Origin of the sequence: Actinomyces sp. oral taxon 180 str. F0310 (assembly GCF_000185285.1) — a bacterium.
Classification (GTDB): domain Bacteria; phylum Actinomycetota; class Actinomycetes; order Actinomycetales; family Actinomycetaceae; genus Pauljensenia.
This window is the reverse complement of the sequence record NZ_GL622194.1, coordinates 1143902-1166667: the sequence shown is the minus strand read 5'-3', so window position 1 is coordinate 1166667 and position 22766 is coordinate 1143902. Positions and strand designations below refer to the sequence as shown.

General features: G+C 68.6%; 19 protein-coding genes and 1 pseudogene. 10 read left to right on the top strand and 10 right to left on the bottom strand.

The window, feature by feature from the left end:
* Positions 1-588: 588 nt before the first annotated feature.
* Positions 589-2151, bottom strand: a complete 1563-nt coding sequence (locus HMPREF9006_RS05050; protein ID WP_009212484.1) for a TrkH family potassium uptake protein — start codon at positions 2149-2151, stop codon at positions 589-591.
* Positions 2152-2292: 141 nt separating this feature from the next.
* On the opposite strand from HMPREF9006_RS05050, the gene HMPREF9006_RS05045 reads away from it, so the two are divergent.
* From HMPREF9006_RS05045 to HMPREF9006_RS05040, 3 genes are all read left to right on the top strand, one after another.
* Complete coding sequence (locus tag HMPREF9006_RS05045) at positions 2293-2511, top strand: helix-turn-helix domain-containing protein (RefSeq protein ID WP_009212483.1); 219 nt, start codon at positions 2293-2295, stop codon at positions 2509-2511.
* An 84-nt stretch (positions 2512-2595) separates the two neighbouring features.
* Complete coding sequence (locus tag HMPREF9006_RS10305) at positions 2596-2694, top strand: 30S ribosomal protein bS22 (protein ID WP_003792170.1); 99 nt, start codon at positions 2596-2598, stop codon at positions 2692-2694.
* 64 nt (positions 2695-2758) lie between these two features.
* The gene (locus HMPREF9006_RS05040; protein WP_009212482.1) at positions 2759-3427 is read left to right on the top strand and encodes a histidine phosphatase family protein; all 669 of its coding nucleotides are present in this window, start codon (positions 2759-2761) and stop codon (positions 3425-3427) included.
* On the opposite strand, the gene HMPREF9006_RS05035 is transcribed toward HMPREF9006_RS05040, so the two are convergent.
* Positions 3424-3801: a phospholipase gene (locus HMPREF9006_RS05035; protein ID WP_009212481.1), complete on the bottom strand. Its 378-nt coding sequence runs from the start codon at positions 3799-3801 to the stop codon at positions 3424-3426. The genes HMPREF9006_RS05040 and HMPREF9006_RS05035 overlap by 4 nt on opposite strands.
* 121 nt (positions 3802-3922) lie before the next feature.
* Positions 3923-4828 carry a ribokinase gene (locus HMPREF9006_RS05030; protein ID WP_009212480.1) on the bottom strand — a complete coding sequence of 302 codons (906 nt, stop codon included), beginning with the start codon at positions 4826-4828 and terminating at the stop codon, positions 3923-3925.
* Between the two features lie 161 nt (positions 4829-4989).
* Here HMPREF9006_RS05030 and HMPREF9006_RS05025 point away from each other — a divergent pair, with 161 nt between their 5' ends.
* Complete coding sequence (locus HMPREF9006_RS05025; protein WP_009212479.1) at positions 4990-6429, top strand: MFS transporter; 1440 nt, start codon at positions 4990-4992, stop codon at positions 6427-6429.
* An 83-nt stretch (positions 6430-6512) separates the two neighbouring features.
* Here HMPREF9006_RS05025 and HMPREF9006_RS05020 read toward each other — a convergent pair whose 3' ends face one another.
* Both HMPREF9006_RS05020 and HMPREF9006_RS05015 read right to left on the bottom strand, forming a co-directional pair.
* Positions 6513-7406, bottom strand: a complete 894-nt coding sequence (locus tag HMPREF9006_RS05020; protein ID WP_009212478.1) for a 1,4-dihydroxy-2-naphthoate polyprenyltransferase — start codon at positions 7404-7406, stop codon at positions 6513-6515.
* Between the two features lie 42 nt (positions 7407-7448).
* Positions 7449-8771, bottom strand: a complete 1323-nt coding sequence (locus tag HMPREF9006_RS05015) for an AMP-binding protein (protein ID WP_193389663.1) — start codon at positions 8769-8771, stop codon at positions 7449-7451.
* A gap of 205 nt (positions 8772-8976) precedes the next feature.
* On the opposite strand from HMPREF9006_RS05015, the gene HMPREF9006_RS05010 reads away from it, so the two are divergent.
* Both HMPREF9006_RS05010 and HMPREF9006_RS05005 read left to right on the top strand, forming a co-directional pair.
* Positions 8977-10419, top strand: coding sequence for a L,D-transpeptidase family protein (locus HMPREF9006_RS05010; protein ID WP_009212476.1), 1443 nt, complete (start codon positions 8977-8979; stop codon positions 10417-10419).
* 65 nt (positions 10420-10484) lie between these two features.
* Entirely contained in the window at positions 10485-12239 is a 1755-nt protein-coding gene (locus tag HMPREF9006_RS05005) for an alpha-glucosidase (RefSeq protein ID WP_009212475.1), read from the top strand.
* Here HMPREF9006_RS05005 and HMPREF9006_RS05000 read toward each other — a convergent pair.
* Complete coding sequence (locus HMPREF9006_RS05000) at positions 12233-13213, bottom strand: 1,4-dihydroxy-2-naphthoyl-CoA synthase (RefSeq protein WP_009212474.1); 981 nt, start codon at positions 13211-13213, stop codon at positions 12233-12235. The two genes, HMPREF9006_RS05005 and HMPREF9006_RS05000, sit on opposite strands and share 7 nt — an antisense overlap.
* A 277-nt stretch (positions 13214-13490) precedes the next feature.
* Between HMPREF9006_RS05000 and HMPREF9006_RS04995 the strand changes: the two genes are divergently transcribed.
* From HMPREF9006_RS04995 to HMPREF9006_RS04985, 3 genes are all read left to right on the top strand, one after another.
* Entirely contained in the window at positions 13491-14549 is a 1059-nt protein-coding gene (locus HMPREF9006_RS04995) for an o-succinylbenzoate synthase (RefSeq protein ID WP_009212473.1), read from the top strand.
* Positions 14550-14558: 9 nt separating this feature from the next.
* Positions 14559-16196 (top strand): 2-succinyl-5-enolpyruvyl-6-hydroxy-3-cyclohexene-1-carboxylic-acid synthase, encoded by a 1638-nt coding sequence (menD, locus tag HMPREF9006_RS04990; protein WP_009212472.1) that lies wholly within the window; start codon positions 14559-14561, stop codon positions 16194-16196.
* A 108-nt stretch (positions 16197-16304) separates the two neighbouring features.
* Positions 16305-17792 carry a S1C family serine protease gene (locus HMPREF9006_RS04985; RefSeq protein WP_009212471.1) on the top strand — a complete coding sequence of 496 codons (1488 nt, stop codon included), beginning with the start codon at positions 16305-16307 and terminating at the stop codon, positions 17790-17792.
* 99 nt (positions 17793-17891) lie between these two features.
* Here HMPREF9006_RS04985 and HMPREF9006_RS04980 read toward each other — a convergent pair whose 3' ends face one another.
* On the bottom strand, positions 17892-19115 hold the full coding sequence (locus HMPREF9006_RS04980) for an isochorismate synthase (protein ID WP_009212470.1): 1224 nt from the start codon (positions 19113-19115) through the stop codon (positions 17892-17894).
* Between the two features lie 58 nt (positions 19116-19173).
* On the opposite strand from HMPREF9006_RS04980, the gene HMPREF9006_RS04975 reads away from it, so the two are divergent.
* Positions 19174-19881: a class I SAM-dependent methyltransferase gene (locus HMPREF9006_RS04975; RefSeq protein ID WP_009212469.1), complete on the top strand. Its 708-nt coding sequence runs from the start codon at positions 19174-19176 to the stop codon at positions 19879-19881.
* 123 nt (positions 19882-20004) lie between these two features.
* On the opposite strand, the gene HMPREF9006_RS04970 is transcribed toward HMPREF9006_RS04975, so the two are convergent.
* The 3 genes and pseudogenes from HMPREF9006_RS04970 to HMPREF9006_RS10840 form a co-directional block, all read right to left on the bottom strand.
* Positions 20005-21183: a S8 family peptidase gene (locus HMPREF9006_RS04970; RefSeq protein ID WP_009212468.1), complete on the bottom strand. Its 1179-nt coding sequence runs from the start codon at positions 21181-21183 to the stop codon at positions 20005-20007.
* Positions 21184-21205: 22 nt separating this feature from the next.
* Positions 21206-22378: a S8 family peptidase gene (locus HMPREF9006_RS04965; RefSeq protein WP_156794392.1), complete on the bottom strand. Its 1173-nt coding sequence runs from the start codon at positions 22376-22378 to the stop codon at positions 21206-21208.
* A pseudogene (locus tag HMPREF9006_RS10840) lies at positions 22372-22766 on the bottom strand (hypothetical protein); the annotation flags it as partial. The gene HMPREF9006_RS04965 and the pseudogene HMPREF9006_RS10840, both read right to left, overlap by 7 nt.

Below are 22766 nucleotides of genomic sequence, written 5' to 3'. Positions count from 1 at the left end.
AGGGCGTGGCGCGGGTGGCCTGGGTTTCATGCGGTGTCCGACAGGGCGTGGCGCGGGTGGTCTGGGTTTCATCGCGGATCAGACAAAGGCCAGGGGTGGAGGGAACTTTGCTCTAGATGCGACGAGGAAACCGGGACACGCCCCGGTCGCAGGTTCTCAGAGTGCCCGGCGTGCGGCGAAACGCATCACAACGGTAGCGGTGGTGGCCCCGGTGCGCGTGGCGGTGCCATGGGAATGGACTGCGGGGTGGGCCGCCGACGGGGAGAGGGATTGTGCGGCGGTGCGACTGAGGGGACAGACGCCCGTTGCCTGCGTGGCCGTGGTTGGAAAGGTGCGCGCGGGGGCGTCGTGAGGGGAAATGGTTGGTGGTGATGGGCATCCCGATGCGCGTGGCGGTGCCATGGGAATGGACGTCGGGGTGGGCCGCCGACGGGGAGAGGGATTGTGCGGCGGTGCGACTGAGGGGACAGACGCCAGTTGCCTGCGTGGCCGTGGTTGGAAAGGTGCGCGCGGGGGCGTCGTGAGGGGAAACGGTTGGTGGTGATGGGCCATCCCGGTACTCGCGGCGCATGCGTGCACGCCCGCGGGTCAGCCGATGATGGGCTGCTCCTCGGGCATGCGGATCACCCGGGAACGCTCCCGGAGTGCCAGGGCGGCCGCCACTGTCATCGAACCCGTGCGCCCGGCGAACATGAGGGCGATGAGAACGTACTTCGCACCAACGGGAAGAATCGGCGTGATGCCGGTGGATAGGCCGACCGTTGCAAACGCGGAGATTGTTTCAAACAGGATGATGTCGAGCGTGTAGTCCGTCATTGACAGGAGCAACACGACGGAGACGGCGACGAGGGCGAGCCCGAGGAGCGACACCGCGACCGCAAGGCGAATGGTGGAGGTGGGGATGCGTCGCCCGAAAGTTTCGATGTCCTGATCGCCTCGAGCCTCCGCGATGACCGCGAGGACGAGGACCGCGAAGGTTGTGACCTTGACGCCGCCGGCCGTTGACGCCGAGCCCCCGCCGATCATCATGAGGATGTCCTGGACGAAGTGTGTCTGTGAGCGCATGGCGCCCACGTCAAGGGCAGACAGGCCCGATGAGCGCGAATTGACGCCGGCAAGCAGCGCGTTGAGGATCTTGGAGGGCGTGTCGATCGCGCCGAGAGTGGTGGGATTGTGCCACTCGGTGAGAGCCAGAGCAAGAGCTCCGACGAAGGCGAGGATCAGGTACGTGGACAGGGTGAGCTTCGTGTGAAGCCGCCAGCGGCGGGGCGTCCGAAGGTGTGTGGACACGTCCATGATCACGGGGAACCCGATGGCCCCCACCGTGGTCCCCAGGATGATGGGGACCAGCATCCACCAGTCCGTGACGTGGGGGGACAGCCCGCCGGGAAGGATCACGAAGCCCGCGTTGTTAAAGACCGAGATAGCCATGAAAAGCGCATCCCAGGCCGCCCGACCGGGGTCGAGCCCCATGGAGAGGAAGCGGGGGAGGAACGCGGCCGCCAGGAGAAACTGCATGGACAGGGAGGTCGCGATGACTGCCTTGAGAAGCGTGGAGATTTGTCCCATGGCGCCCGTCTTGGTTTCCTGGGTGGCGAGCATGCGCTGGGTCAGGCCGAGGTGGCGAGACACGGCGAAGCCGAGGATCGAGGCCAGCGTCATCACGCCCAGGCCGCCGACGACGATACCCAGGGCAATGACCGCCTGCCCAAATGGTGACCAGTAGGTAGCAGTATCGACGGTTGTGAGCCCCGTGACGCACACGGCGGACACCGCGGTGAATAGGACATCGACGAAGGGAGCGGAGGTGTCCGAGGCGGAGGCGAAAGGCAGCATGAGCAGCGCCGTGATGACGCCGATAATGAGGGCAAAAGTGCTGATCGCGAGGCGTGCCGGGTAGTAGCGGGCTTGCTTGGCAAGCCACGCGCGCACGCGTTGGGCTGGCGAGGAGGGAACCTGCGGGTGTGGCCCCTTGGGGCCGCCCTGGACTGGGCGGACGATGGGGGAGGGCTGCGGGCTGAGAGTTTCCGCTGAAATGACGGGCGTTGTGGCCGGTGCGCGCCCGTGGATCAGGAAGCGTGCGGCGCCGGGTTCGGCAGGCAGGCGGGGGCTGCCTGCTCGCCGTTTCCGCCCGTTGCGTGCCGGTACCATCATTGCTCCTTAACGACTCTGCAACAAACGTGGATAAAGTTGCAGTTTCCATGTGGTTGGGCAGTAGTATATTTCGTGAGGCTACGTAAGCGGTGAACGAACGGGTTTGGCGCGCCTCGCGAGCATAACTGGGAGTCATTGATGGAACAGCAGTCGGCGCCGCGCTTCATGACTGTCACCGAAGTGGCGGACATCATGCGCGTCTCTAAGATGACTGTGTACCGGTTGATTCACAGCGGTGACATGCCCGCGATTCGCGTCGGAAAGAGCTTCCGTGTTCCGGAGGCTGCGGTCGCCCAGATGATCCAGGCCGGTATGGCCGATCACTCCGGTGGCGAGGCCCGCGTCATTGGCGGGTAGTATAGGCACGATGTGCCCGTCTCGGGCACCCATCATCCATCAGCGGTAGTACCTCTGCCGCCCACACTACGAGGGAGGAACCCCATGGGCTCCGTCATCAAGAAGCGCCGCAAGCGCATGGCGAAGAAGAAGCACCGCAAGCTCCTGCGCAAGACGCGTCACCAGCGTCGCAACAAGAAGTGAGCGAGCGGAGGCCCGGCCTGTTGGCCGGGCCTCTCGTGTGTCGGGGACCCTATACTTGTGTTTCATGGACCGCACCATCATTCACGTTATGCGCCACGGCGAGGTGGACAACCCGAACGGTGTCTTGTACGGCAGGCTTCCGGGCTTCGGGTTGACGGAGCTGGGACACCAGATGGCCCAGCGCGGTGCGGAATACCTCGTGGACTCCGGTGCGGACATTGCGCGCGTCATCTCCTCACCGTTGCTCCGCGCGCAGCTGACGGCGGCGCCGACGGCCGCGGCGTACGGGCTGAGTATCGAGTCGGATGCGCGCCTCATCGAGTCGGATAACGTCTTTGAGGGCCTGCCGGTGAACTCGAATCGCGCGATGCTGGCCCATCCGAAGTACTTCAAGTACTACTGCAACCCGTTGCGCCCGTCGTGGGGTGAACCATACAAGGACATCGCCTCGCGCATGAGCGCCGCGCTCTCCCACGCTCTGCGGCAGGCCCGCGGGCGGGAGGCGCTCGTGGTATCGCACCAGAACCCGATCGTGACGCTGACGCGTTTCATCGATGGCCAACCGCTCGCCCACTCCCCGAAGTCGCGGCACTGCGCGCTGGCCTCGATCACGTCCTTCGTTTTCGCCGGTGCCACGCTGGTGGGTACCTCCTACGCAGAACCTGCCGCAGACCTCGTGGCGCTCGCGCGCGACATGACGCCGGGCGACTCGGCGGCGAACCTGCGCCGCTAGGCTCCCGCTTCGGGGTCCTGCGCGGACGAGCCCTCCCCGGGGTCCTCGTCGCGCCTGCGCCGCTCATCTTCGCGCCGCTTGCGTTGAATGTCGCGCTCCAGACGGAAGAGGAAGTCGGGATCGTCGTCGGGTGCGGTCGGTCGCTCGTGGGTCGAAGCGCGGGCGCTTTGCGCCTTCTCCGCGCGGGCCACCCACCGCAGGCCGAGCCACACGATGGGGCCCACGGCGGCAAGGGTCGCCGTGAATAGGATGATCAGGAGCCAGACTGGCTTGGGGAGCTTGCCGGGCATCTCCTCCTCGGGCGTGCGGTGCCAGTCGGCGGCTGCGTAGACGGTGAGGGCGAGCATCGCGACGAGCAAGACAATCCTGACCATGCCCCCAGTCTACGGTGGGTGTGTTGTCTCACGCCGAACGGTTCGCTCCCGGAGCAATCGGGGCACGGCGCAGGGGCGATCCGATCGCGGGGCCGTGCCTGCGCGGGGAGGGGACGCGGACTCAGCTGCGCGCCAGCCTCGGCAGCGCCTCGTAGGAGGAGGCCGCCCCGGGCGCCAGAACGGCCGTGGAGCCGGCGCGCATGCCCGCGGTGACGGCCTCGTCGAATGGCATCCCGAGGGCGATTGCGGCGGCCAGGGCACCCACGCATGCGTCTCCCGCCCCGGTTGTGTCGACGACCTCGCCGAGGGCGACAGCGCGATGGTGGCCCGCCTCGCTTCCGTACGCCCACGCGGCGCCGTCGGCTCCGAGGGTCACCACGACGTGTTGGGGTCCCAAGCCTCGCAGCGCTCGGGCGGTCCCGATGGCCTCGGTGGGGGTCGCCGGCGCGGGCATCCCCAGGGTCAGGCCCGCCTCGGTCTCGTTGACGACGAGGAAGTCGACACTCGACAGCAGGTCGGGGTCCGTCGGGCGCGCGGGGGCGAGGTTCAGCAGGACCTGGGCGCCGAAGGAGCGGGCCCACCGGGCCGCCGCGGCGTTGGCGTCCTCGGGGATTTCCGCCTGGAGAACCACGACGTCGGATGGGGCCGGGGTCAACGAGGCCGTGGCCGCCTCGATGGACGCGGCGCGGTTGGCTCCGGCATCGAGGATGATCGTGTTCTCGCCGGATGCGGTCACGGTGATGAGGGCCGTGCCGGTGGGCCCGCCGACCTCGCGCAGATGCGTGACGTCCACGCCGTGAGAGGCCAGGTCTGAGCGCAGGCGTTGCCCGGAGAGATCCGAGCCGACGGCGCCGACGAAGACGACGGGGACTCCCGAGCGGGCGGCGGCCGCGGCCTGGTTTGCGCCCTTGCCGCCGAGGCCGTACGACAGGGAGGTGCCCGAGAGGGTTTCGCCCGGATCGGGGAAGCGATCGACCGTGACCGTGATGTCCTGATTGATGGAACCGACGACGATGACGCGTGCCATGGGTGCTCCTTCGCGAGAAGATATTCCATTGTGCCACGCGCCCCCGCCTCGCAAGCAGTGTCGCCCGCGGGGCGGGGGGCCGCGCGTTTTAGCGCCACTTAAGTCGACCGCGAGTATCCTGCAATATCACTGAATGCTTACTCTGTGGTGGACTATGCGTCGTGCGCACCCTCCGCTTCCTCGTCTCATCGCGTGCCGCTGGCCCGACCTGCCGCGTGACCACCGTCCCCTCCCAGGTGATCCGCGGGGCAACGGCGGCCCCGGCTCCCTCGATCAACGTGACCGCCATCGCCACCGACGGCGACCTCGCAAACGGGCCGACGCGTGTCCTCCTGCCGCTCCTGGGAATCTACGCGCTGGGAACCGTCTCGCTGCAGGGCTTCAACCTGGTCTACCTGCGTGTCGCTCACGACGTCGGAGCCGGAGACGCCTCGGGACTCATCACCGCGATCCCCGGCGTCGTCCTGGGTGTGGCCTGCTTCCTGTACGGCACCCTCGGAGACTTCATCCCCCTGCGCCGTATCGTCAACGCGGGCATCGGGCTGATCGTCGTCGGATCGGTCCTGGGGTTCGCCCTCTCCTCGTCCCTCATCGGCGTCGTCGTTGCGCGTGCCCTGCAGACCCTGGGGTACCAGGCGGCGGCCTCGGCCTACATGATCCTCGCGACCTCGATTCGAGACCCGAAGCGACGAGGCCTCTACGTGGGACTCATGTGTGCGGCCTTCCAGGGAGGAACAGCCCTCGGCATGCTCGTGGGCGGCCTGCTCGCCGACGTCAACTGGGCGATCCTCCTCCTCATCCCCCTCGCCGGCCTGGCCTGCGTGCCCGTCATGGGCAGGCGCGTTCCCGCGCGCTCGCGAGCGGGCCGCGTCGACGTCACTGGGCTGGCGATCTTCTCCTCCTGCGCGCTCCTGCTCACCCTTGCGGCCGCCAACCCGCGTTGGTGGCTCGTCGGCGGCCTCGCGCTCGCGGCAGCCGCGTTCTGGTGGCACATCGGCCGCGCGCGGGACCCGTTCATCACGCGTTCCTTCTTCACCAACGTGCCGTGGGTGCGCTCGATCAGCCTGATCCTCGTCGTGTACTGCATGAACTTCACGCTCGCTCCGCTCATGAACGGGATCGGCTCGACCCTGTACGGCCTGAAGCCCGCCGAGGTCTCGGTGCGGCTCATTCCGGCCTACTGCCTGGCGCTGATCGCTGCCATGACTTCCGGTGCTGCCTTGGCCCGCCTCGGCCGCGGACGCACGGTGCGGGCGTGCGTCGGACTGATCCTGGCGGGCACTGTCGTGCTCGCGCTGTGCATGAGGGCTGGTCCGTGGGTTATCACGGTGGCCATGTGCCTCATCTACTCGGGCTTCGGGGGCCTCTTCACTCCCATCTACGACACCGTGTTCGCCACCGTCGCTCCCGGGCAGAACGGGCGGGCCGTGGCCATGAACGACCTCGCCATGCAGGGCAGCGCCGCCATCGGGATCGGTGTCGTCACCCCGTGGCTGGCCTCCGGACACTTCCGGGCGATCGCGCTCGTGTGCCTGCTCGCCGCTGCCATCGGGATCGCGGGCGACTGGGCGCACGAGTACCTGTACCGCAGGGGGCACTGAGGCGCGTGAACCGGGGGAAGTTCTCCGCGCCCCGGGCCTCGCCCGAAGGACCGCAGCCTTCCGGGCGCCGCCGCGCCGCCCCCTCAGGACAGGACCAGCGCCAGGGCGGCAAGAACTCCCCACGCGAGCGTATAGAACCCGGTGTTGCGCAGCACGCCGATCAGGGCCTTTCCCGACGCCCCCGTCAGCACCGGCAGGCTCACGCCCGCAGCCCACGCGCCCGCGCCCACGGCCAGCGCGCAGGTCGCCAGCGGTTGCAGTCCCACGGACGTACCCACGGCGGCGATCACCGCTACCGGGGCCCACGCGCACGCCGCAAACACCCAGCGCGAGGCGCGATCCCCCAGCCGCACGGCCGCCGTCATCTTCCCCGACAGACGGTCCGTGGGAATGTCGCGGATGTTGTTGGCCATCAGCAGCGCCACCGACAGCAGGCCCAGCGCCGACGCGCTCGCCCACAGCCACCACGGGGCCTGGCGAACCTGCGTCCAGGAGGTGCCCACGCACGCCATCAACCCGAAAAAGACGAAGACCATGAGCTCGGACAAGCCGATCCCCATGTAGGCGTACGGGTGCTTCCCGCCCGTGTAGAGCCACGCCGCAGCAACCGCACCAGCGCCCGCCGCGATGAGCCACCACGTGCCCGACACGGCCACCAGGGCAAGGCCCGTGACTCCCGCGAGCGCGAAGCATCCCAGCGCCGCGCCGAGAACGGCCTTCGGCCTCGCCAGGCCGCCCCCCGTCAGCCTGGCGGGACCCTGACGGTTATCGTCGGTCCCGCGAATCCCATCCGAATAGTCGTTCGCGTAGTTGACCCCCACCTGTAGCGCGAGGGCCACGACGAGGGCCAAACAGGCGCGCAGAGGGTCGAAGCCGCCCAGGTGATAGGCGGCCGCTGACCCTACGATCACGGGCGCGGCGGCGGCGGGCAGGGTGCGCAGGCGAGCGCCCTCGATCCAATCAGAAACGGAAGCCATGACGACCAGTGTAGGCGGGGTGGGGCGGTGTGACGGTGGTGCCTAGCGCACCCACTCCCTCTCCGTGCCGACCGCGCGCGTCGCAGCGTCCGCGGCTGCCGCGCGATCGATCTTGTCGTAGCCCAGGTAGGGAAGGGAATCGATGGCGACCACCCGGCGCGGAGCCTGGGCGCGACCGATACGAGCGGCGGCGTGCTCGCGGACCGAGGACCCCAGCTCCGCCATCTCCACGGCGTCCGAGGGCATCTGCTGCGGGATCACCAGGGCCGTCACCACGTGTCCCCACTTGGCGTCCGGGGTCGCCATGATCCACGCATCCGAGATCCCGTCGTAGGAGCGTACAGCGCGACGCACCGGACCCGGCGCCACCGACAATCCCCCGGAGACGATGACGTCGTCGGCGCGCCCGCGCACCTCCACCGTGCCCGAGGCTCGGATAATGCCCATGTCTCCGGTGAGCAGCCACCTGTGGCCGCCCTCGTCGAAGAAGGGGCTCTCCGCGTCCAGGTAGCGGGTCATGAGCGTCGGGCCGTTGATCGCCAGGCGCGTGCGGCCATCCCAATCCACCGCGCGCACCGACGTACCCGGGAGCGGGAGGTCGTCGTACACGCAGCCTCCCGCCGTCTCGGTCATGCCGTAGGTGGTGCGCACCCTCAAGCCAGCGTCGAGAGCGCGGGTGAGGAGCTGCTGGTTGGTGGCGGCCCCGCCCACCAGGATCGCAGAGAGGGCTCGCAACGCCGCGACCACCTCGTCGCCCGCGTCCAGGCACTGGGAGAGCTGGGTGGGAACCAGCGACAGGTAGCCGGGCATGTCGTCCTGCGTGGCGCCTCGAACGGCGGGCAGGAGCGCGAGGGGGTCGAAACCGTTCGACGTGTCGACAACCTGCGGACTGGTCTCGGCCACTGCGGCCCTCAGGAGGACCATCGCGCCCGCAATGTGGTGGGTCGGCAGCGCAAGGATCCAGCGGCCCGGCCCGTCCAACGCCAGCTCGGTGGCCTTCGCCGAGGCGATGAGGGCCTCGGTGGACAGGCCGACCAGGCGCGGGGCGCCCGCGCTGGATCCCGAGGTGGGGATCACCAGGTCGATCCCCTCGAAGAATGCCGGATCCTGGGTGATCGTGTCGGCGAGGCCGGGGTACTTCTCCGAGGGAAAGGCGTCGTGAGGGCTCGCCGACGAACCGCGCAACGTGGCGGGGGCGACGGAGTCGGGTTCGCGCAGGACAACGACCGTGTGGGGAGCCGGATGATTCGGGTCAGCAGCGCGCTCCTCGTGCAGCTCGACGAGCTTGTGGAGGGACGCGTTGGCCAGTGCGACGGCCCCGGTGGACGTGCCGCCCGGCACGACAAGGATTCGCGGTGCAGCCATGATGAGCCTCCCAAGTTCGACGGCGAGCGCGTACATATCAAGGATAAGGGGTGGCGTTCTCGCAGGTCGGAAGGCGCTTCGCGGAAATGGTCACGTTTCCGGCGTCAAGCCCCGGAATGATGCGCCTTTCCTGTGGCACATCACGCAGCTGAAATTTCAATCGAATTGCCCCGCGAGGGGGCTTTAGGCTATACGATAGGCTGCGATGCTCAAGAACATATCCCTCAAAGCCAAGTGGGCGATCGGCCTCGCGTGCGCCGTCGCTCTTCTTCTCGTGTGCGCGGTCGTCGTGTACCTGGCCAACTACTCGGGTCGCGTCCTGCCGGGGACCTCGATCGCGGGTACCTCCGTGGCCGGGATGACCCGCGACCAGGTTGTCGCCTCGACCAGCCAGCGGGCGGATGCCGCGACCGTGACGATCACCGTCGAGGGCACGGAAACCACGGCGTCGCTCAACGAGGCGGGCATCTCCATCGACGCGGACGCGACCGCCGACGCCGCCATGAAGGGGGCCACGTCGCTCCCCGCGTTCGTTCGCTCGCTCTTCTCCGGGCGCGGCGTCGAACCCGTGATGACCGTCGACGAGGACGCCATCAGGAAGCTCGCCGCGACCGCCAGCTCGACCCTGTCCTCCGAGACTCGAGACGCCCAGGTTGTCGTCGCCGACGACGGCGAGTCCTTCACCGTCACACCCTCCCAGAGCGGAGACGGGATCTCCGCCGACGAGGTGAGCGCCGCCGTCAAGCAGGCCGGTGCCACGCTGGCATCGGTGAGCCGGGACGCCTCCGTCCAGAAGACAGAGCCCGCGATCACCACCGAGAACGCCCAGGCGGCCGCCGCCAAGGCCAATGCCCTGCTCGATACCACGATCGAGATTTCCGACGGCATCGACACCTTCAGCGCCGAGCGCTCCGACAAGGTCAAGTGGGTGGAGTTCCTGACCAAGGACGACGGCTCTCTCGACGATCCCTCCATCGATCCTGTCAAGGTCGCCGACTGGGTGAACGCCCTGGCGGCCAAGACCGACGTCAAGCCCGAGAATCGCGTGGACAACGTCAACTCCGAGGGTCAGGTCCTCACGGTTGCCCGCGAAGGCAAGAAGGGTCTGAAGACCAACAATGCCGAGCAGATCACGAAGGACGTTGTCGCGGCCATGACGTCGCGCACCGCCTATGAGGGCCTGTTCCACTACGACGATGTCGAACCGGGTTCCGAAACCAAGCAGGTCGCCGAAGGCACCGAGAACCTCGTCTACCAGGCCGCCGAAGGCGAGAAGTGGGTGGACATCGACCTCTCCGACGATTCCGTGACCGCCTACGTGGGTGGCAAGGTGGCCGGAGGCCCGTTCTACATGGTTCCCGGCGCACCCGACACGCCCACCGTCACCGGCACCTTCCACGTCTACCTCAAGTACGACGTGCAGACGATGCGCGGGGAGAATGCCGACGGTAGCAAGTACGTGACCGAAGGCGTCCCGTGGGTCACCTACTTCACCGGCTCCTACGCCATGCACGGCGCCCCCTGGCGTTCGTCCTTCGGGTGGAGCGGATACGGCGGCTCCCACGGGTGCGTGAACATGCCTGTCGACGCTGCGAAGTTCATCTACGACTGGACGGACATGGGCGATACGGTGGTCGTTCACTACTGAACCTCACCGCGTGAACAGGCGCGGCGGGCCGCGCTCACTCGACCTTAACGTATGGCAGGTGCTTCATGTTCTTCCGTAACGATGCGCTCGACCCGGCAGGCAACGGCCTGGGTCCCGACGAGTGGTGGAAGGGCGCCGTGGTCTATCAGATCTACCCGCGCTCCTTCAAAGACTCCAACGGAGACGGCTTCGGCGACCTTGAGGGCGTGCGCTCCAAGCTCGACTACCTGAAGGGCCTGGGCGTGGACGTCCTGTGGCTCTCGCCGATCTACGCTTCCCCGCAGGCAGACAACGGCTACGACATCGCCGACTACTACGACATCGATCCGATGTTCGGCACGCTGGAGGACTTCGATCGCCTGCTGGAGGGCGTGCACGAGCGGGGCATGCGCCTCGTCATGGACATGGTCGTCAACCACACCTCCGACGAGAATCCCTGGTTCGCCCAGTCGCGCTCCTCGCGGGACAACCCGAAGCGCGACTGGTACATCTGGCGAGATCCCCGACCCGGCTGCGTGGGCGGCGAGGCCGGGGCGGAGCCCAATAACTGGGGGTCCTTCTTCTCCGGCTCCGCCTGGGCCTGGGACGAGGCCACGGGCCAGTACTACCTGCACCTGTTCCATCGCAAGCAGCCCGACCTGAACTGGGACAACCCGCACGTGCGGCAAGCCATCTACGACATGATGAAGTGGTGGCTCGATCGCGGCGTTGACGGCTTCCGCATGGACGTCATCAACCTGATCTCGAAGGAACCGGGCCTGCCCGACGGCATCGTCTATCCCGGGCGCGCGTGGGGCGAGGGCTTCCCGCACTTCTCCGAGGGCCCGCACCTGCACGAATACCTCGCCGAGATGCGACGCGAGGTATTCGACGGGCGCAGCGCCACCATGACGGTCGGCGAGTGCCCCGGCGTGCGACGCGACAACGTCCTTCTCTTCACGGACCCCGCTCGCCGCGAGCTCGACATGGTGTTCCAATTCGACCACGTCGACCTCGGCCTTGAGCGCGGGAAGTTCGACCCGCGCCCGCTGCGTCCCGGCGAGCTCGCCGACTGCCTGAGCGCCTGGCAGGAAGCCCAGGGCGAGGTCGGCTGGAACAGCCTCTACCTGGACAACCACGACCAACCGCGAGCCGTCAGCCGCTTCGGCGACGAAGCGCACCGCTACGCGTCGGCGACCGCCCTGGCCACAGCCCTGCACATGCTGCGCGGCACCCCCTACGTCTACCAGGGCGAGGAGCTGGGCATGACCAACGGCGTCTTCCACGGCATCGAGGATTACCGTGACGTCGAGGCACTACGCTACTTCCGCGAGGCGACAGAGAAGGGGACGAGTCCCGAGTCCGTCCTGTCCGGCCTGGCACTGACCGGGCGCGACAACGCGCGCACTCCCGTCCAGTGGGATGCGAGCCCGAACGCGGGGTTCACGCAGGTGACGCCGTGGATCGGCGTCACCCCGAACTACGAGGAGATCAACGCCGCCTCACAGGTCGGCGACCCGTCCTCCGTGTACGCCTACTATCGTGCGCTTGCGGACATCCGCCACGGCCTGCCCGTCATTGCGGTCGGCGCCTACGAGCGCATCCGCGCCTCCTCGCCCGCGATCTTCGCCTACAGGCGCACCCTCGGCGAGGCCGTGGCAACGGTCCTCGTCAACCTCTCTTCCTACCCTGCGCCCCTCGGCGAGGCCGCGCGTGAGGTCAGCGGGGACCTCCTCCTGGCCAACCGCGACCTGCCCGAGGAAGAGAGGACAGTCCCGGAAACCCTCGGAGAATGGGAGGCGAGGGTGTACCTCGCCTCGCGAGGGCAGGGGCCTCAGTAGTAGTAGGGGTAGTCCTCCCAGCGGGGGGCGCGGTGCTCCAAGAAGGCGTCGCGCCCCTCCTGAGCCTCCGCCGTCATGTACGCCATGCGGGTGGCCTCGCCCGCGAAAACCTGCTGCCCGGCCAACCCGTCGTCCGCCAGGTTGAACGCGAACTTCAGCATGCGAATCGCTTGGGGGGACTTGGTCGCGATCGTCGCCGCCCACTGGAGCGCCGTCTCCTCCAGCTGGGCGTGGGGGACCGCCCTGTTGATCACGCCCCACCTCTCGGCGGCCTCGGCGTCGTAGCGTTCGGCTAGGAAAAAGATCTCGCGTGCCCGCTTGTCTCCGGCCTGGCGGGCCAGGAGAGCCGAGCCGTAGCCCGCGTCGAAGGAGCCGACGTTCGCATCAGTCTGCATGAATGCGGCGTGCTCGGCCGAGGCCACCGACAGGTCGGCGACCACGTTGAGGGAGTGTCCGCCCCCCGCAGCCCACCCGGGAACCGCGGCGATGACAACCTTGGGCATGGTGCGGATGAGGCGCTGGACCTCGAGAATGTGTAGCCGTCCGGCGCGCGCCGGGTCGATCTGCTCGCGTCGCTTCGGCAGGGGAGCCTCGGGGTCGGCGTCCTCGACCTCGTAACGGTATCCGTCGCGCCCGCGAACGCGCTGGTCGCCTCCCGAGCAGAAGGAGTAGCCGCCGTCGCGCGCGGACGGCCCATTGCCCGTGAGGATCACGGCGGCCACCGAGGACGTCTGGCGCGCGTGATCGAGGGCGCGAAAGAGCTCGTCAACCGTGCCCGGCCGGAAGGCGTTGCGGATGTCGGGGCGGTCGAAGGCGATGCGCACGACCGGCATGTCGGCGCCGGACTCGCGGCCGTCGAGGGCGGGGCCCCGGGAAATTCCCCGGTGGTAGGTGATGTCGGTGAAGTCGAAGCCCTCGACCTCGCGCCAGCGGGTTGGGTCGAAGGTGTCGGAGACGAAGGGTAGGGCGCTCATGTGGGGGATTCTAGCCGACGAGGAGGGGGGCGGGGGTGAACGCCCGCGAGCGTCCGACGAGCGGCCCGGGAGTAACGAGGGCGGCGCGTGCCGCAAGACGGGGTTGCCGGACGCGCGAGCGTCAGCCGGAATCGCTGTAGCTTGCCAGTCGTTCGGTAATGCGCGGAGGGTTTGTGCCCAGACCGCGCAACGTCGAATACCCTACAAGCTCCGGAGCGAAGGAGTTGAGACCCGGGCACGCGTGGGTCACAATATTACCGGTAAGTAAGGGGGAGACATGAACGTGGCGCCAGAACCGACGCTCCTACGCATTCCCATGCGCACGCTGAGTCGCCAGACGCGATACGCCCTCGAGGGCGTCACCGACGTGCTCGTCTACAAGATCGCGATGACGACTCGTTTCCGCGGGGTCACGCGCCGCGAAGGCCTCCTCCTGCGCGGCCAGGCCGGGTGGGGGGAAGCGGCTCCCTTCTGGAACTACGACGACGTGGAATCCTCGCGCTGGCTGGCGGCCGCGCTCGAGTCGGCGCGCCGATTCCCGCCGGTCGCCCGCAGGAAGTTCGTCCCCGTCAACGTGACGATCCCCGTGGTCTCGCCCGAGGACGCCCACGAGCGGGTCATCGCCTCGGGCGGATGCGCGACCGCGAAGATCAAGGTAGCCGAGCCGGGCGTGAGCGTCGGACGCGACTGCGGGAGGATCTGCGCGGTCGCCGACGCCCTGCGCGCCACCGTCGGATCCCAGGCGAAGATCCGCGTGGATGCGAACGGAGCGTGGGAGGTGGACGAGGCGTGCGCAGCGATCCCCGCGATGGCCAAGGCCGCCGGGTCCGTTCCCATCGAGTACGTCGAACAGCCCTGCCTGACGGTCGACGAACTGGCCGCGGTGCGTCGTCGCGTCGACGTGCCCATCGCCGCCGACGAGTCGATCCGCCGCGCCCACGACCCGATGGAGGTCGCGCGCAAACAGGCGGCGGACGTCGTCATCATCAAGGTTGCGCCCCTGGGCGGCGTGCGAGCCGCCCTGCGGGTCGCACGCAAGAGCGGACTGGGCGTCGTCGTCTCCTCCGCGCTAGAGACCTCCGTCGGACTCTCCGTCGGTGTTGCCGCGGCCGCCGCCGTCCCCGGGCCGTCCCGCGCCGCCGGACTGGCCACCGCCTCGCTGCTGGTGGGGGACGTGACCGAGCCCCTCGTGCCCGAACGGGGCCGCCTGCCCGTGGAACGGCGCGAACCCGACCGGGAGCTGATCGACCGCACCCCCGTCGACGGGGACCTGATCGCGCGCTGGGGGATGCGCCTCGAAGGCATGGCCGAGCACCTGGGGGTGGCCTCCCGGTAGGCTGGGCCCATGCCCTCCGTCGATACCGCCAGCGCAATCCTGCGTGCCCTGAGCGCCCTGGGCGTCACGCACGTCCTGTACTGTCCCGGGTCACGCAGCGCGCCCTTCGCCTACGCCCTCGAGTCCGGGGCGTTCGGCGGGCAGGCGCGCCCCGTCCTGGACGAGCGCGGCGCCGGCTTCCTGGCGGTCGGCATGGCCCGCGCCGGGGCGCTTCCCGCCGTCATCGTCACCTCGGGAACCGCCGTCGCCGAACTCGCGCCCGCCGTTCTCGAGGCCTCCCACGCCCGGCTGCCCCTCCTCGCCATCACCGCGGACCGCCCCGGCGAACTGCGCGGCGTCGGCGCTTCCCAGGCAACCGACCAGTCGCGCCTCTTCGCCACTCACGCGCGGGCATGCATCAGCCTGGAAGCGCAGGAACCCTCGGTGGCGCTCGCCGGGCAGGTCAGCCGAGCCGTGGCCGCCGCCGTCGGCGCCCCCACCGGCGCCCCCGGCCCCGTGCAGATCAACGTCGAGTTCCGCGACCCGCTCACGCCCGCCGACGCGGGCGCGCGAGGGGAGGAGAAACAGCCGATTCGAGCGACCCGAGTGTCGGCGAGCGCGCCTACCCCCCTGCGCTGGGAAGAAGTGGTCGGGGAGGCCAGCGTCGGCCTCATCGTCGCCGGTGAGGGGGCCAGCAGCCGCGCGCAGCTGTGGTCCCAGGCATCCGGGTTCCCCCTGCTGTCCGAGCCGGCATCGGGCGCGTGGGCGGGAGGGGGAGTGACCCCCTACGAGCAGTCCATCGTCGCGGGGCCCCTCGCCCGGGACGTGGACACCGTCGTCGTGACGGGACGTCCGACGCTCTCGCGGCCCATCCACGCCCTCCTGGCCCGCCCCGACGTTCGCGTCGTCGTCGTCGACCAGCACGCGCCGTGGACAGACATCTCGGGAAACGCCTCCACGGTCGTCGCCGACCTCGCGCCCCCGACCCGTCCCTGCGGCGCTGCGGCCGCGTGGGCGGCGCGAGTGCGCGAGGCCTCCGAACTCGCCGGGCGACGAATAGGCGACCTCCTGGCGGCGGGTTCGGGGCGCACGATGATCGACCTCGCCCGAGCGGTCGCCCGGGCGAGCGACGGCCCCCTCGTCTTGGGCGCCTCCAACCCCGTGCGCGCCTTCGACCTCGCGGTGCCCTCCCTGGAAGGTCGAGCCGTTCACTCCAACCGAGGACAGGCCGGAATCGACGGGACCGTCGCCACGTCGGTCGGCGTCGCGCTCGGGTCCTCCTCCCGCTCCGTCGGCGGGGGCGGGCGCGTCACCGCCGTCATGGGCGATCTGACCCTGTGCCACGATGCCTCCTCGCTGGCGCTCGCCACGGCGACCCATTCGGACCTTGACATCGTCCTCGCCGACGACAACGGTGGAGGTATCTTCGCCACCCTTGAGCACGGCGCCGCCGCGAGCCGTGGCGCGTACGACCGGTGGTTCGGTCTGGCCCAATCCGTCGACTATGCGGCGCTTGCGAGCGCCTACGGCGTCTCTTTCGCGAGGGCCGACACCCCCGAGGAACTGAGCTCCATCCTGGCTACCCCCGCGCCCGGGCCCCGGTTGATCCACGCGCCTGTTGAGCGCGCCGCACACCTGTACGGCGCGATCCGCGACATTCTGTGCTAAAGGCGCGGGTTCGAGCCTTCCAGGATACTCCCAGGGCGTTTCCAGTGCCTCTTTGAGGAAGACGACCATACTGAGTTCCGACAGCCGAAGTGATAAGACGAGGGAACCATGACAGAGCCTCAACAACCACTCCACGACGCCGACTCGCCGCGTCGCGCCGAAACACCCAGCTACGAGCGCGGGGCGCTCCCCTCCGCGCACGCGGACGCAGCCAGCGAGCACTGGCCGCATCCCGGCCAGGCCGAGCAACCAACCCCCCGGATCCCAGGTGACGACGACGCCACGCGGGAGATGTACGGTAGCGCTGGCGACGCCACGCGAGAGATGCCCGCCCCCGCGGCCCCGTTCCCTCCCACCGACGCTCCCGGCGCAGCCGCGGCTCAGGCGGATTCGTACCTTCCGCCCACCGGGACCCCCTACGGGAACTACGCCGCCCCGGACGCGAGCGCCACCCCGACCGTCGTCGTCACGAAGAAAGGCCCGGGCTGGGTCGCCCTCGTCGCCGCAATGATCCTGACGGTCGCGATGACCCTGGGGGCCGTCCTCTACCTGCGTCCCGCGCTGCTGCGCGCCTCCACCCCCACCAACATGAACGGCGGCACCGTCAGCGCCGTTCCCGCCTCGTCCAGCGATGGGACGGACTGGAGCGCCGTGGCCTCCGCCGTCTTGCCGGCGGTCGTCACCATCCAGACGCAGGGAGCCTCCTCCTCGGGAGGCACCGGATCCGGCGTCGTCTACGACGCCCAGGGAGACATTGTCACCAACTACCACGTGATCGCCTCCGTCGTCGGCGGTGGAAAGATCCAAGTCACCCTCGCCGACGGGCGCCTGTACAGCGCCCACATCGTCGGCCACGACAGGACCACGGACCTGGCGGTCATCCGGCTGGACAACCCGCCCTCGGACCTCACGGTCGCGCGATTTGCCAGCTCTTCAGCCCTGAAGGTCGGTGCCCCCGTCATGGCGATCGGCGCGCCCCTGGGCCTGTCGAACACGGTGACCACCGGCATCATCTCCGCCCTCAACCGACCCGTCGAGGTGTCGATGGAAGACTCCTCGACCCAGCAGGACCCGACCCAGGCCTCCTCCGACCTCGTCGTCACCAACGCCATCCAGATCGACGCCTCCATCAACCCCGGAAACTCCGGCGGCCCCCTCTTCGACGCGTCGGGTGCCGTGGTCGGCATCAACTCCTCAATCAAGTCGCTGTCCTCCTCCTCGGACGGGCAGGCCGGCTCGATCGGTCTCGGCTTCGCGATCCCCTCGGACCTGGTCGTCTCCGTGGCAGACCAGCTGATCGCCTCGGGACAGGCCTCCCACGGCATGCTCGGCGTCACCGTGCGCGCCGCGACCACCACCATCGGCAACGACACCTTCGTCGGCGCACAGGTCCAGGACGTCACCCCCGGCTCGGGCGCCGCCACCGCAGGCCTGCGCTCCGGCGACGTCATCACGAAGGTCGAGGGGCAGGAAGTGACCAGCCCGAAGCAGCTCATCGGCTACGTGCGCCGCTACAAGGCCGGCGACACCGTCACCATGACGGTCGCGCGAGACGGAGCCACCTTCGACGTCTCCGTCACGATCCAAGGCTCCTGAGCGGGAGGGCACCGGATACCCCGGAAGATGCTGCCGCCGCGTGCTCCCCGCGCGGGGAACACGCGGCGGCAGGCGCACGGACGTGTGGCGAGGGGATCCTCAGACCCCGAGCGCGTCCAGCAGGGGACGCATCTTCGCCTCGGTTTCGGCCAGCTCCGCATCGGGATCGGAGTCCGGCATGATGCCCGCTCCCGCGTAGAGCCTCAGCCGCGTGCCCGACGCCAATCCGCAGCGCAGGGCAATCGCGAACTCTCCGTCCCCGGACGCATCCACCCAGCCCACCGGACCCGAGTAGCGCCCCCGCTCGGTGTCCTCCAGCTCCTCGATGAGGCGCATCGCGAGATCGCGGGGAGTACCGCACACGGCGGCCGTCGGGTGCAGCGCGGCCACCAGGTCCAGGAGGTGCGCGTCAGCCAGGCGCGCGGACACGTCCGTCGCCAGGTGAACGACGTTGGGCAGCTCCAGAAGGAACGGCCCCCGCGTGCTCACCTCGGAGCACAGGCGCGCCAGGATCGTGGAGACAGAATCGGAGGCCAGAGCGTGCTCGCGCAGGTCCTTGTCGCTTCCCGCCAGGCGCTCACCGTCCCCGGGCGCGCAGGTCCCAGCCAACACGCGCGACGACACGGCCCCGCGCCGGGCGGAGACGAGCATCTCGGGGGAGGCCCCCACCAGGGAAGCCACGCAAAACCGCCACGTCAACGGGTAGAGGTGGCTGAGGCGCTCCAGCAGGTAGCGCTCGTCAAAGCCGCGCGAGCAGCGCACCGTCATGTCGCGAGCCATGACCGCCTTGTCGGCCGCCCCCTGGCGCAGGCGCGCCGCCATCTGACGGACCGAGTCTCGCCACTGGCCCCGCGACATGGAACCGTGGCCACAAGACAGCGAGTCGGGCACGCGCGGGCTCCGCGTCGCCTCGCTCATCGCGGCGTCCACGGCCTCCAGCGGATCGGGGGCGTGGCCGATGCCCGCCGTGATCGCCCAGCGCGCCCCGGCCTCGCCGATGACGGTCAGGGAGGGCACGAAGGCCACCGAGCGGGCGGGGGAGCGGAACGCGAAGGACGCGAAGAGCACGGGGGCGGGCCCCTCGCCCGGGGCAGGGGCGGCGACGGTCTCCCACGCGGCTCGCACCTGCGCGATCGCGTCGGCGCTCGCGGACTCCAGGGTGAGCGCGCGGCCGAGGCCTACCATCTGTCGGCGCGCACCCAGCCACGCGGCGCCGCCCGAAGCGGGCAGCAGCTGAGTCAGTGAGCAAGTAGACCCCGGGTGCGTTGCGGGCAGGGCCGTCGCCCGAAAGACGAGGCGCGAGCATCCGGAGTTATCGTGCATGGGTCCCATGGTAGGAGCAGGGGCGGCGGCGCGCTGAAAGACGTGCGAGGATTAACGCATGAACGAAGCCCCGCGCGCAGACCTGCACAAGGTTCCCGATGAGATTGCCTCGATGTTTGACTCCGTTGCCTCGCGCTACGACATGATGGATGCGCTGATGACGGGCGGTTTGAACAACGTGTGGATGACCGCCCTGCGCAAGGCGGTCGCCCCCCACCCAGGCGAGCGCATCCTGGACCTGGCGGCCGGCACCGGCACCTCCTCGGCCGCGCTGGCCAAGGGCGGCGCCGAGGTTGTTGCCTGCGACCTGTCCGAGGGCATGATCGAGGTGGGGCGCGAGCGCCACCCCGACATCGAGTTCGTGCGCGGCAACGCGATGAGCCTCGACTTCGAAGAGGCATCCTTCGACGCCGTGACGATCTCGTGGGGCCTGAGGAACATTCCCGACCCGGACTTGGCCCTGCGCGAGATGATGCGCGTGGTGCGCCCCCGGGGCCGCCTGGTCGTGCTGGAGTTCTCCACCCCCACGTCGCGCGCGTTCCGCGGCCTGTACGGGGCCTACCAGTCGACGGTGATGCCCGCGCTGGCGCGCGTGGCCTCCACGAACGGCGGCGCCTACGACTACCTGGTGGAGTCGATCCGCCAGTGGCCCTCGCAGGAAGAGGTGGCGCGCATGATCGCCGCCAACGGCTGGCGCGAGGTGGAGTACCGCAACCTGACGGGCGGCATCGCGTGCCTGCACCGGGCGGTGAAGCCGCTGCCGTAGGGACTGGTCGACGGCGGCGAAGGCCGGGGTGCCCGAGCGAGGGCCCCGGCCTTCGTGTTTGGCATGCGCCCGCCGAGTTGCTGCTCCGGACTGTGGATCCTGCCCGGAGCTGCCGTGCGGTGGTTATTTGGTGTGGTATCGGGGGCTTGTGCCGATGTGTGTGGGGTAGGGGTTGTTGGTGGAGGTGAGGGTGGTTTCGTCCAGGCCTCGGTAGGTGTAGGAGTTGTCGTAGATGATTTCGGAGGGGTCTACGATGCCGTCGGCGTATTGGCGTATTTCGTCTGGGGTGGGGCTGGTGCCGCCGCCTTTGTCGGCGAGTGGGTTCTCGTCGGGGTATTGGCTGGGGTCGGTGTTGATCATGGAGGCGGGGCTGGCCAGGCCGTATCCGGTGTACTGGTTCCATCCGCCGTCGGTGTTGACCGTGGTGTGGACCAGGAGCTGGAGGAGCTGGTTCGCGGTCGCGTCCGGCCATTTCTGGCGCGCCAACGCGAGGAAACCCGCGACGATGGGAGCTGAGCCGGAAGAACCGTACGTCTGGACATTGCTTCCGGATGAGTAATCGCGATAGGTGACGGGGCCGCCAACCGCAGCGGTCGTCACACCCTGGCCCCAGGACGAGTAGGTCGCGCGAGTCCCGTTTATATCGACAGCGGATACTCCGACCACACCAGACCAGCGTGACAGTCCGTTTTGGGTTTCATCGCGTCCCTCGTTTCCGATGGCGTCGGTGATGATGATCCCCTGGCTCATCGCGCGGGCAACCGCCCATTTGAGGGCATCACTGTGATCTGTTGTGCTCGTCGCGTTCGTGATGATTGTCGCGCCGTCATTGATGGCATGGTTGATGAGCGACGCATTAGACGTTAGCAGCGGTCCTCCGGTTGACTTGCAGTTGCTTCCTGCCTGGCTCGTGTTGTCGGTGTTGACATAGGACAGGAGCGTGGCGTCGGGGGCTACTCCGTAGGATTGAGCGACCAAGAGGGATGCGAGTGCTGTCCCGTGACTGTTACTATCGGCACTGGCTGATACTGAGCATGGACTCTTGTCTGTGATGGTTGCCCCCGATAGCTCCGGAGCGCTGACGTCCACAGGTCCGTCAATGAGGGCGATCGTGACGCCCTTGCCGGTGTAGCCCTTGGCTCGTGCCTGGTCGAGGTGGTAGTAGGCGAAGTAGGGCTGGTCGGCGGCCGTGATGGTGTCGGCGGCGCTCGCCGGGGAGGCCTCAACGATGGGTGTCGCGAGGGCAAGGGCGGTCACGCAGGCCGCCGACAGGGCGACGCGGGTGCGGGGAGAAGTCACCATGGGAGTGTGGGGTGAGGGTGGGTTATTTGGTGTGGTATCGGGGGCTTGTGCCGATGTGTGTGGGGTAGGGGTTGTTGGTGGAGGCCAGGGTTGTTTCGTCGAGGCCTCGGTAGGTGTAGGAGTTGTCGTAGACGATTTCGGAGGGGTCTACGATGCCGTCGGCGTATTGGCGTACCTCGTCGGGTGTGGGGCTGGTTCCGCCGCCTTTGTCGGCGAGTGGGTTCTCGTCGGGGTATTGGCTGGGGTCGGTGTTGATCATGGTTGCGGGGCTGGCCAGCCCGTATCCGGTGTACTGGTTCCATCCGCCGTCGGTGTTGACCGTGGTGTGGACCAGGAGTTGGAGGAGCTGGTTCGCGGTCGCGTCGGGCCACTTCTGACGGGCCAACGCCAAGAAACCCGCCACGATAGGGGTCGAGATCGATGTCCCATTGGTCTCGATAATTTGTGAGGTCCCATAGTCGTAGGCCTTAATCGGGCCTCCGACGGCGGCTGTCGTCACCCCCCGACCCCAGGAAGAGTAGTCGGCTCGCGCGCCGTTGATATCAACCGCAGAAACGCCGACCACGCCAGACCACGTCGCAAGGCTCCCCGAGTCGTTATCGGAGGCACTGTTTCCTATACCTGCAACGATGATTGTCCCGGAGCTCATCGCCCTGGCCATCGCCCACTTGAGTGAGGCGTTACGGTCATTTGAGCTAATCGAAATGCTGATGATCTGGGCACCGTCGTTGATCGCGTGATTGATGAGCGACGCGTGCTTATAAATTACTGCCGAATCTTTGCACGAGGAATCGGCTGTCGAGCCGCTGCTCATGGTCTGATAGCTGTTGAGCGTGACATCGGGTGCGACACCGTACTCACGGGCAACCAACAGTGAAGCAACCTCCGTGCCGTGTCGACGGCTGTCGTCACTCGGGTTCACGGGGCAGGGGCTCTTATCACTGATTGACGCGCCGCTAAGCTCGGCGACAGACGTATCGACCGGTCCGTCAATGATTGCGACTGTCACTCCCTTGCCGGTGTAGCCCTTGGCTCGTGCCTGGTCGAGGTGGTAGTAGGCGAAGTAGGGTTGGTCGGCGGCCGTGATGGTGTCGGCGGCTCGCGCGGGGGAGGCCTCGATGGTCGGCGTCGCGAGCGCGAGCACTGCGGTGCAGGCCGCCGAGAGCGCGACGCGGGTGCGGGGAGAAGTCACCATTGGCGCGGATCCCATCCGTCGTCCTTGCGCGGGGCGGGCGCAATGTCCTTGTCCGATCCGTAGGTCTGCGACATGGGGTTGACGTAGCCCGCGGGCACTGCCCCCTCGTCCTCGTCCAGGTAGCGGTAGGGTTCGTACTTGCGCCTGTGCCTCTTCTTATCTTCATGGGTGCCGCCCGCGCCGGCTCCCATGCCGCCCATCATCGCGGGGTGGGCGGAACCGGCGCCGCCCTGGGGCGCCTGGGTGGCGGGAGGGGTGTAGGTGCCAAACCCTCTACCGCTGAAGGAGCCGACGCGCAGGTCCGAGGTGCCCGCGGCCGCGCCGATCCCGCCCGACCCCAGCCGCGCGGCCCCGCGCAGGCCCAGCGCTCCCGCGCCGAGCATGGCCG

Coding starts and splice junctions, on each gene's coding strand:
- HMPREF9006_RS05050 (WP_009212484.1), bottom strand. CDS start 2,151: ATGGTACCGGCACGCAACGGGCGGAAACGGCGAGCAGGCAGCCCCCGC.
- HMPREF9006_RS05045 (WP_009212483.1), top strand. CDS start 2,293: ATGGAACAGCAGTCGGCGCCGCGCTTCATGACTGTCACCGAAGTGGCG.
- HMPREF9006_RS10305 (WP_003792170.1), top strand. CDS start 2,596: ATGGGCTCCGTCATCAAGAAGCGCCGCAAGCGCATGGCGAAGAAGAAG.
- HMPREF9006_RS05040 (WP_009212482.1), top strand. CDS start 2,759: ATGGACCGCACCATCATTCACGTTATGCGCCACGGCGAGGTGGACAAC.
- HMPREF9006_RS05035 (WP_009212481.1), bottom strand. CDS start 3,801: ATGGTCAGGATTGTCTTGCTCGTCGCGATGCTCGCCCTCACCGTCTAC.
- HMPREF9006_RS05030 (WP_009212480.1), bottom strand. CDS start 4,828: ATGGCACGCGTCATCGTCGTCGGTTCCATCAATCAGGACATCACGGTC.
- HMPREF9006_RS05020 (WP_009212478.1), bottom strand. CDS start 7,406: ATGGCTTCCGTTTCTGATTGGATCGAGGGCGCTCGCCTGCGCACCCTG.
- HMPREF9006_RS05015 (WP_193389663.1), bottom strand. CDS start 8,771: ATGGCTGCACCGCGAATCCTTGTCGTGCCGGGCGGCACGTCCACCGGG.
- HMPREF9006_RS05010 (WP_009212476.1), top strand. CDS start 8,977: ATGCTCAAGAACATATCCCTCAAAGCCAAGTGGGCGATCGGCCTCGCG.
- HMPREF9006_RS05005 (WP_009212475.1), top strand. CDS start 10,485: ATGTTCTTCCGTAACGATGCGCTCGACCCGGCAGGCAACGGCCTGGGT.
- HMPREF9006_RS05000 (WP_009212474.1), bottom strand. CDS start 13,213: ATGAGCGCCCTACCCTTCGTCTCCGACACCTTCGACCCAACCCGCTGG.
- HMPREF9006_RS04995 (WP_009212473.1), top strand. CDS start 13,491: ATGAACGTGGCGCCAGAACCGACGCTCCTACGCATTCCCATGCGCACG.
- menD (WP_009212472.1), top strand. CDS start 14,559: ATGCCCTCCGTCGATACCGCCAGCGCAATCCTGCGTGCCCTGAGCGCC.
- HMPREF9006_RS04985 (WP_009212471.1), top strand. CDS start 16,305: ATGACAGAGCCTCAACAACCACTCCACGACGCCGACTCGCCGCGTCGC.
- HMPREF9006_RS04980 (WP_009212470.1), bottom strand. CDS start 19,115: ATGCACGATAACTCCGGATGCTCGCGCCTCGTCTTTCGGGCGACGGCC.
- HMPREF9006_RS04975 (WP_009212469.1), top strand. CDS start 19,174: ATGAACGAAGCCCCGCGCGCAGACCTGCACAAGGTTCCCGATGAGATT.
- HMPREF9006_RS04970 (WP_009212468.1), bottom strand. CDS start 21,183: ATGGTGACTTCTCCCCGCACCCGCGTCGCCCTGTCGGCGGCCTGCGTG.
- HMPREF9006_RS04965 (WP_156794392.1), bottom strand. CDS start 22,378: ATGGTGACTTCTCCCCGCACCCGCGTCGCGCTCTCGGCGGCCTGCACC.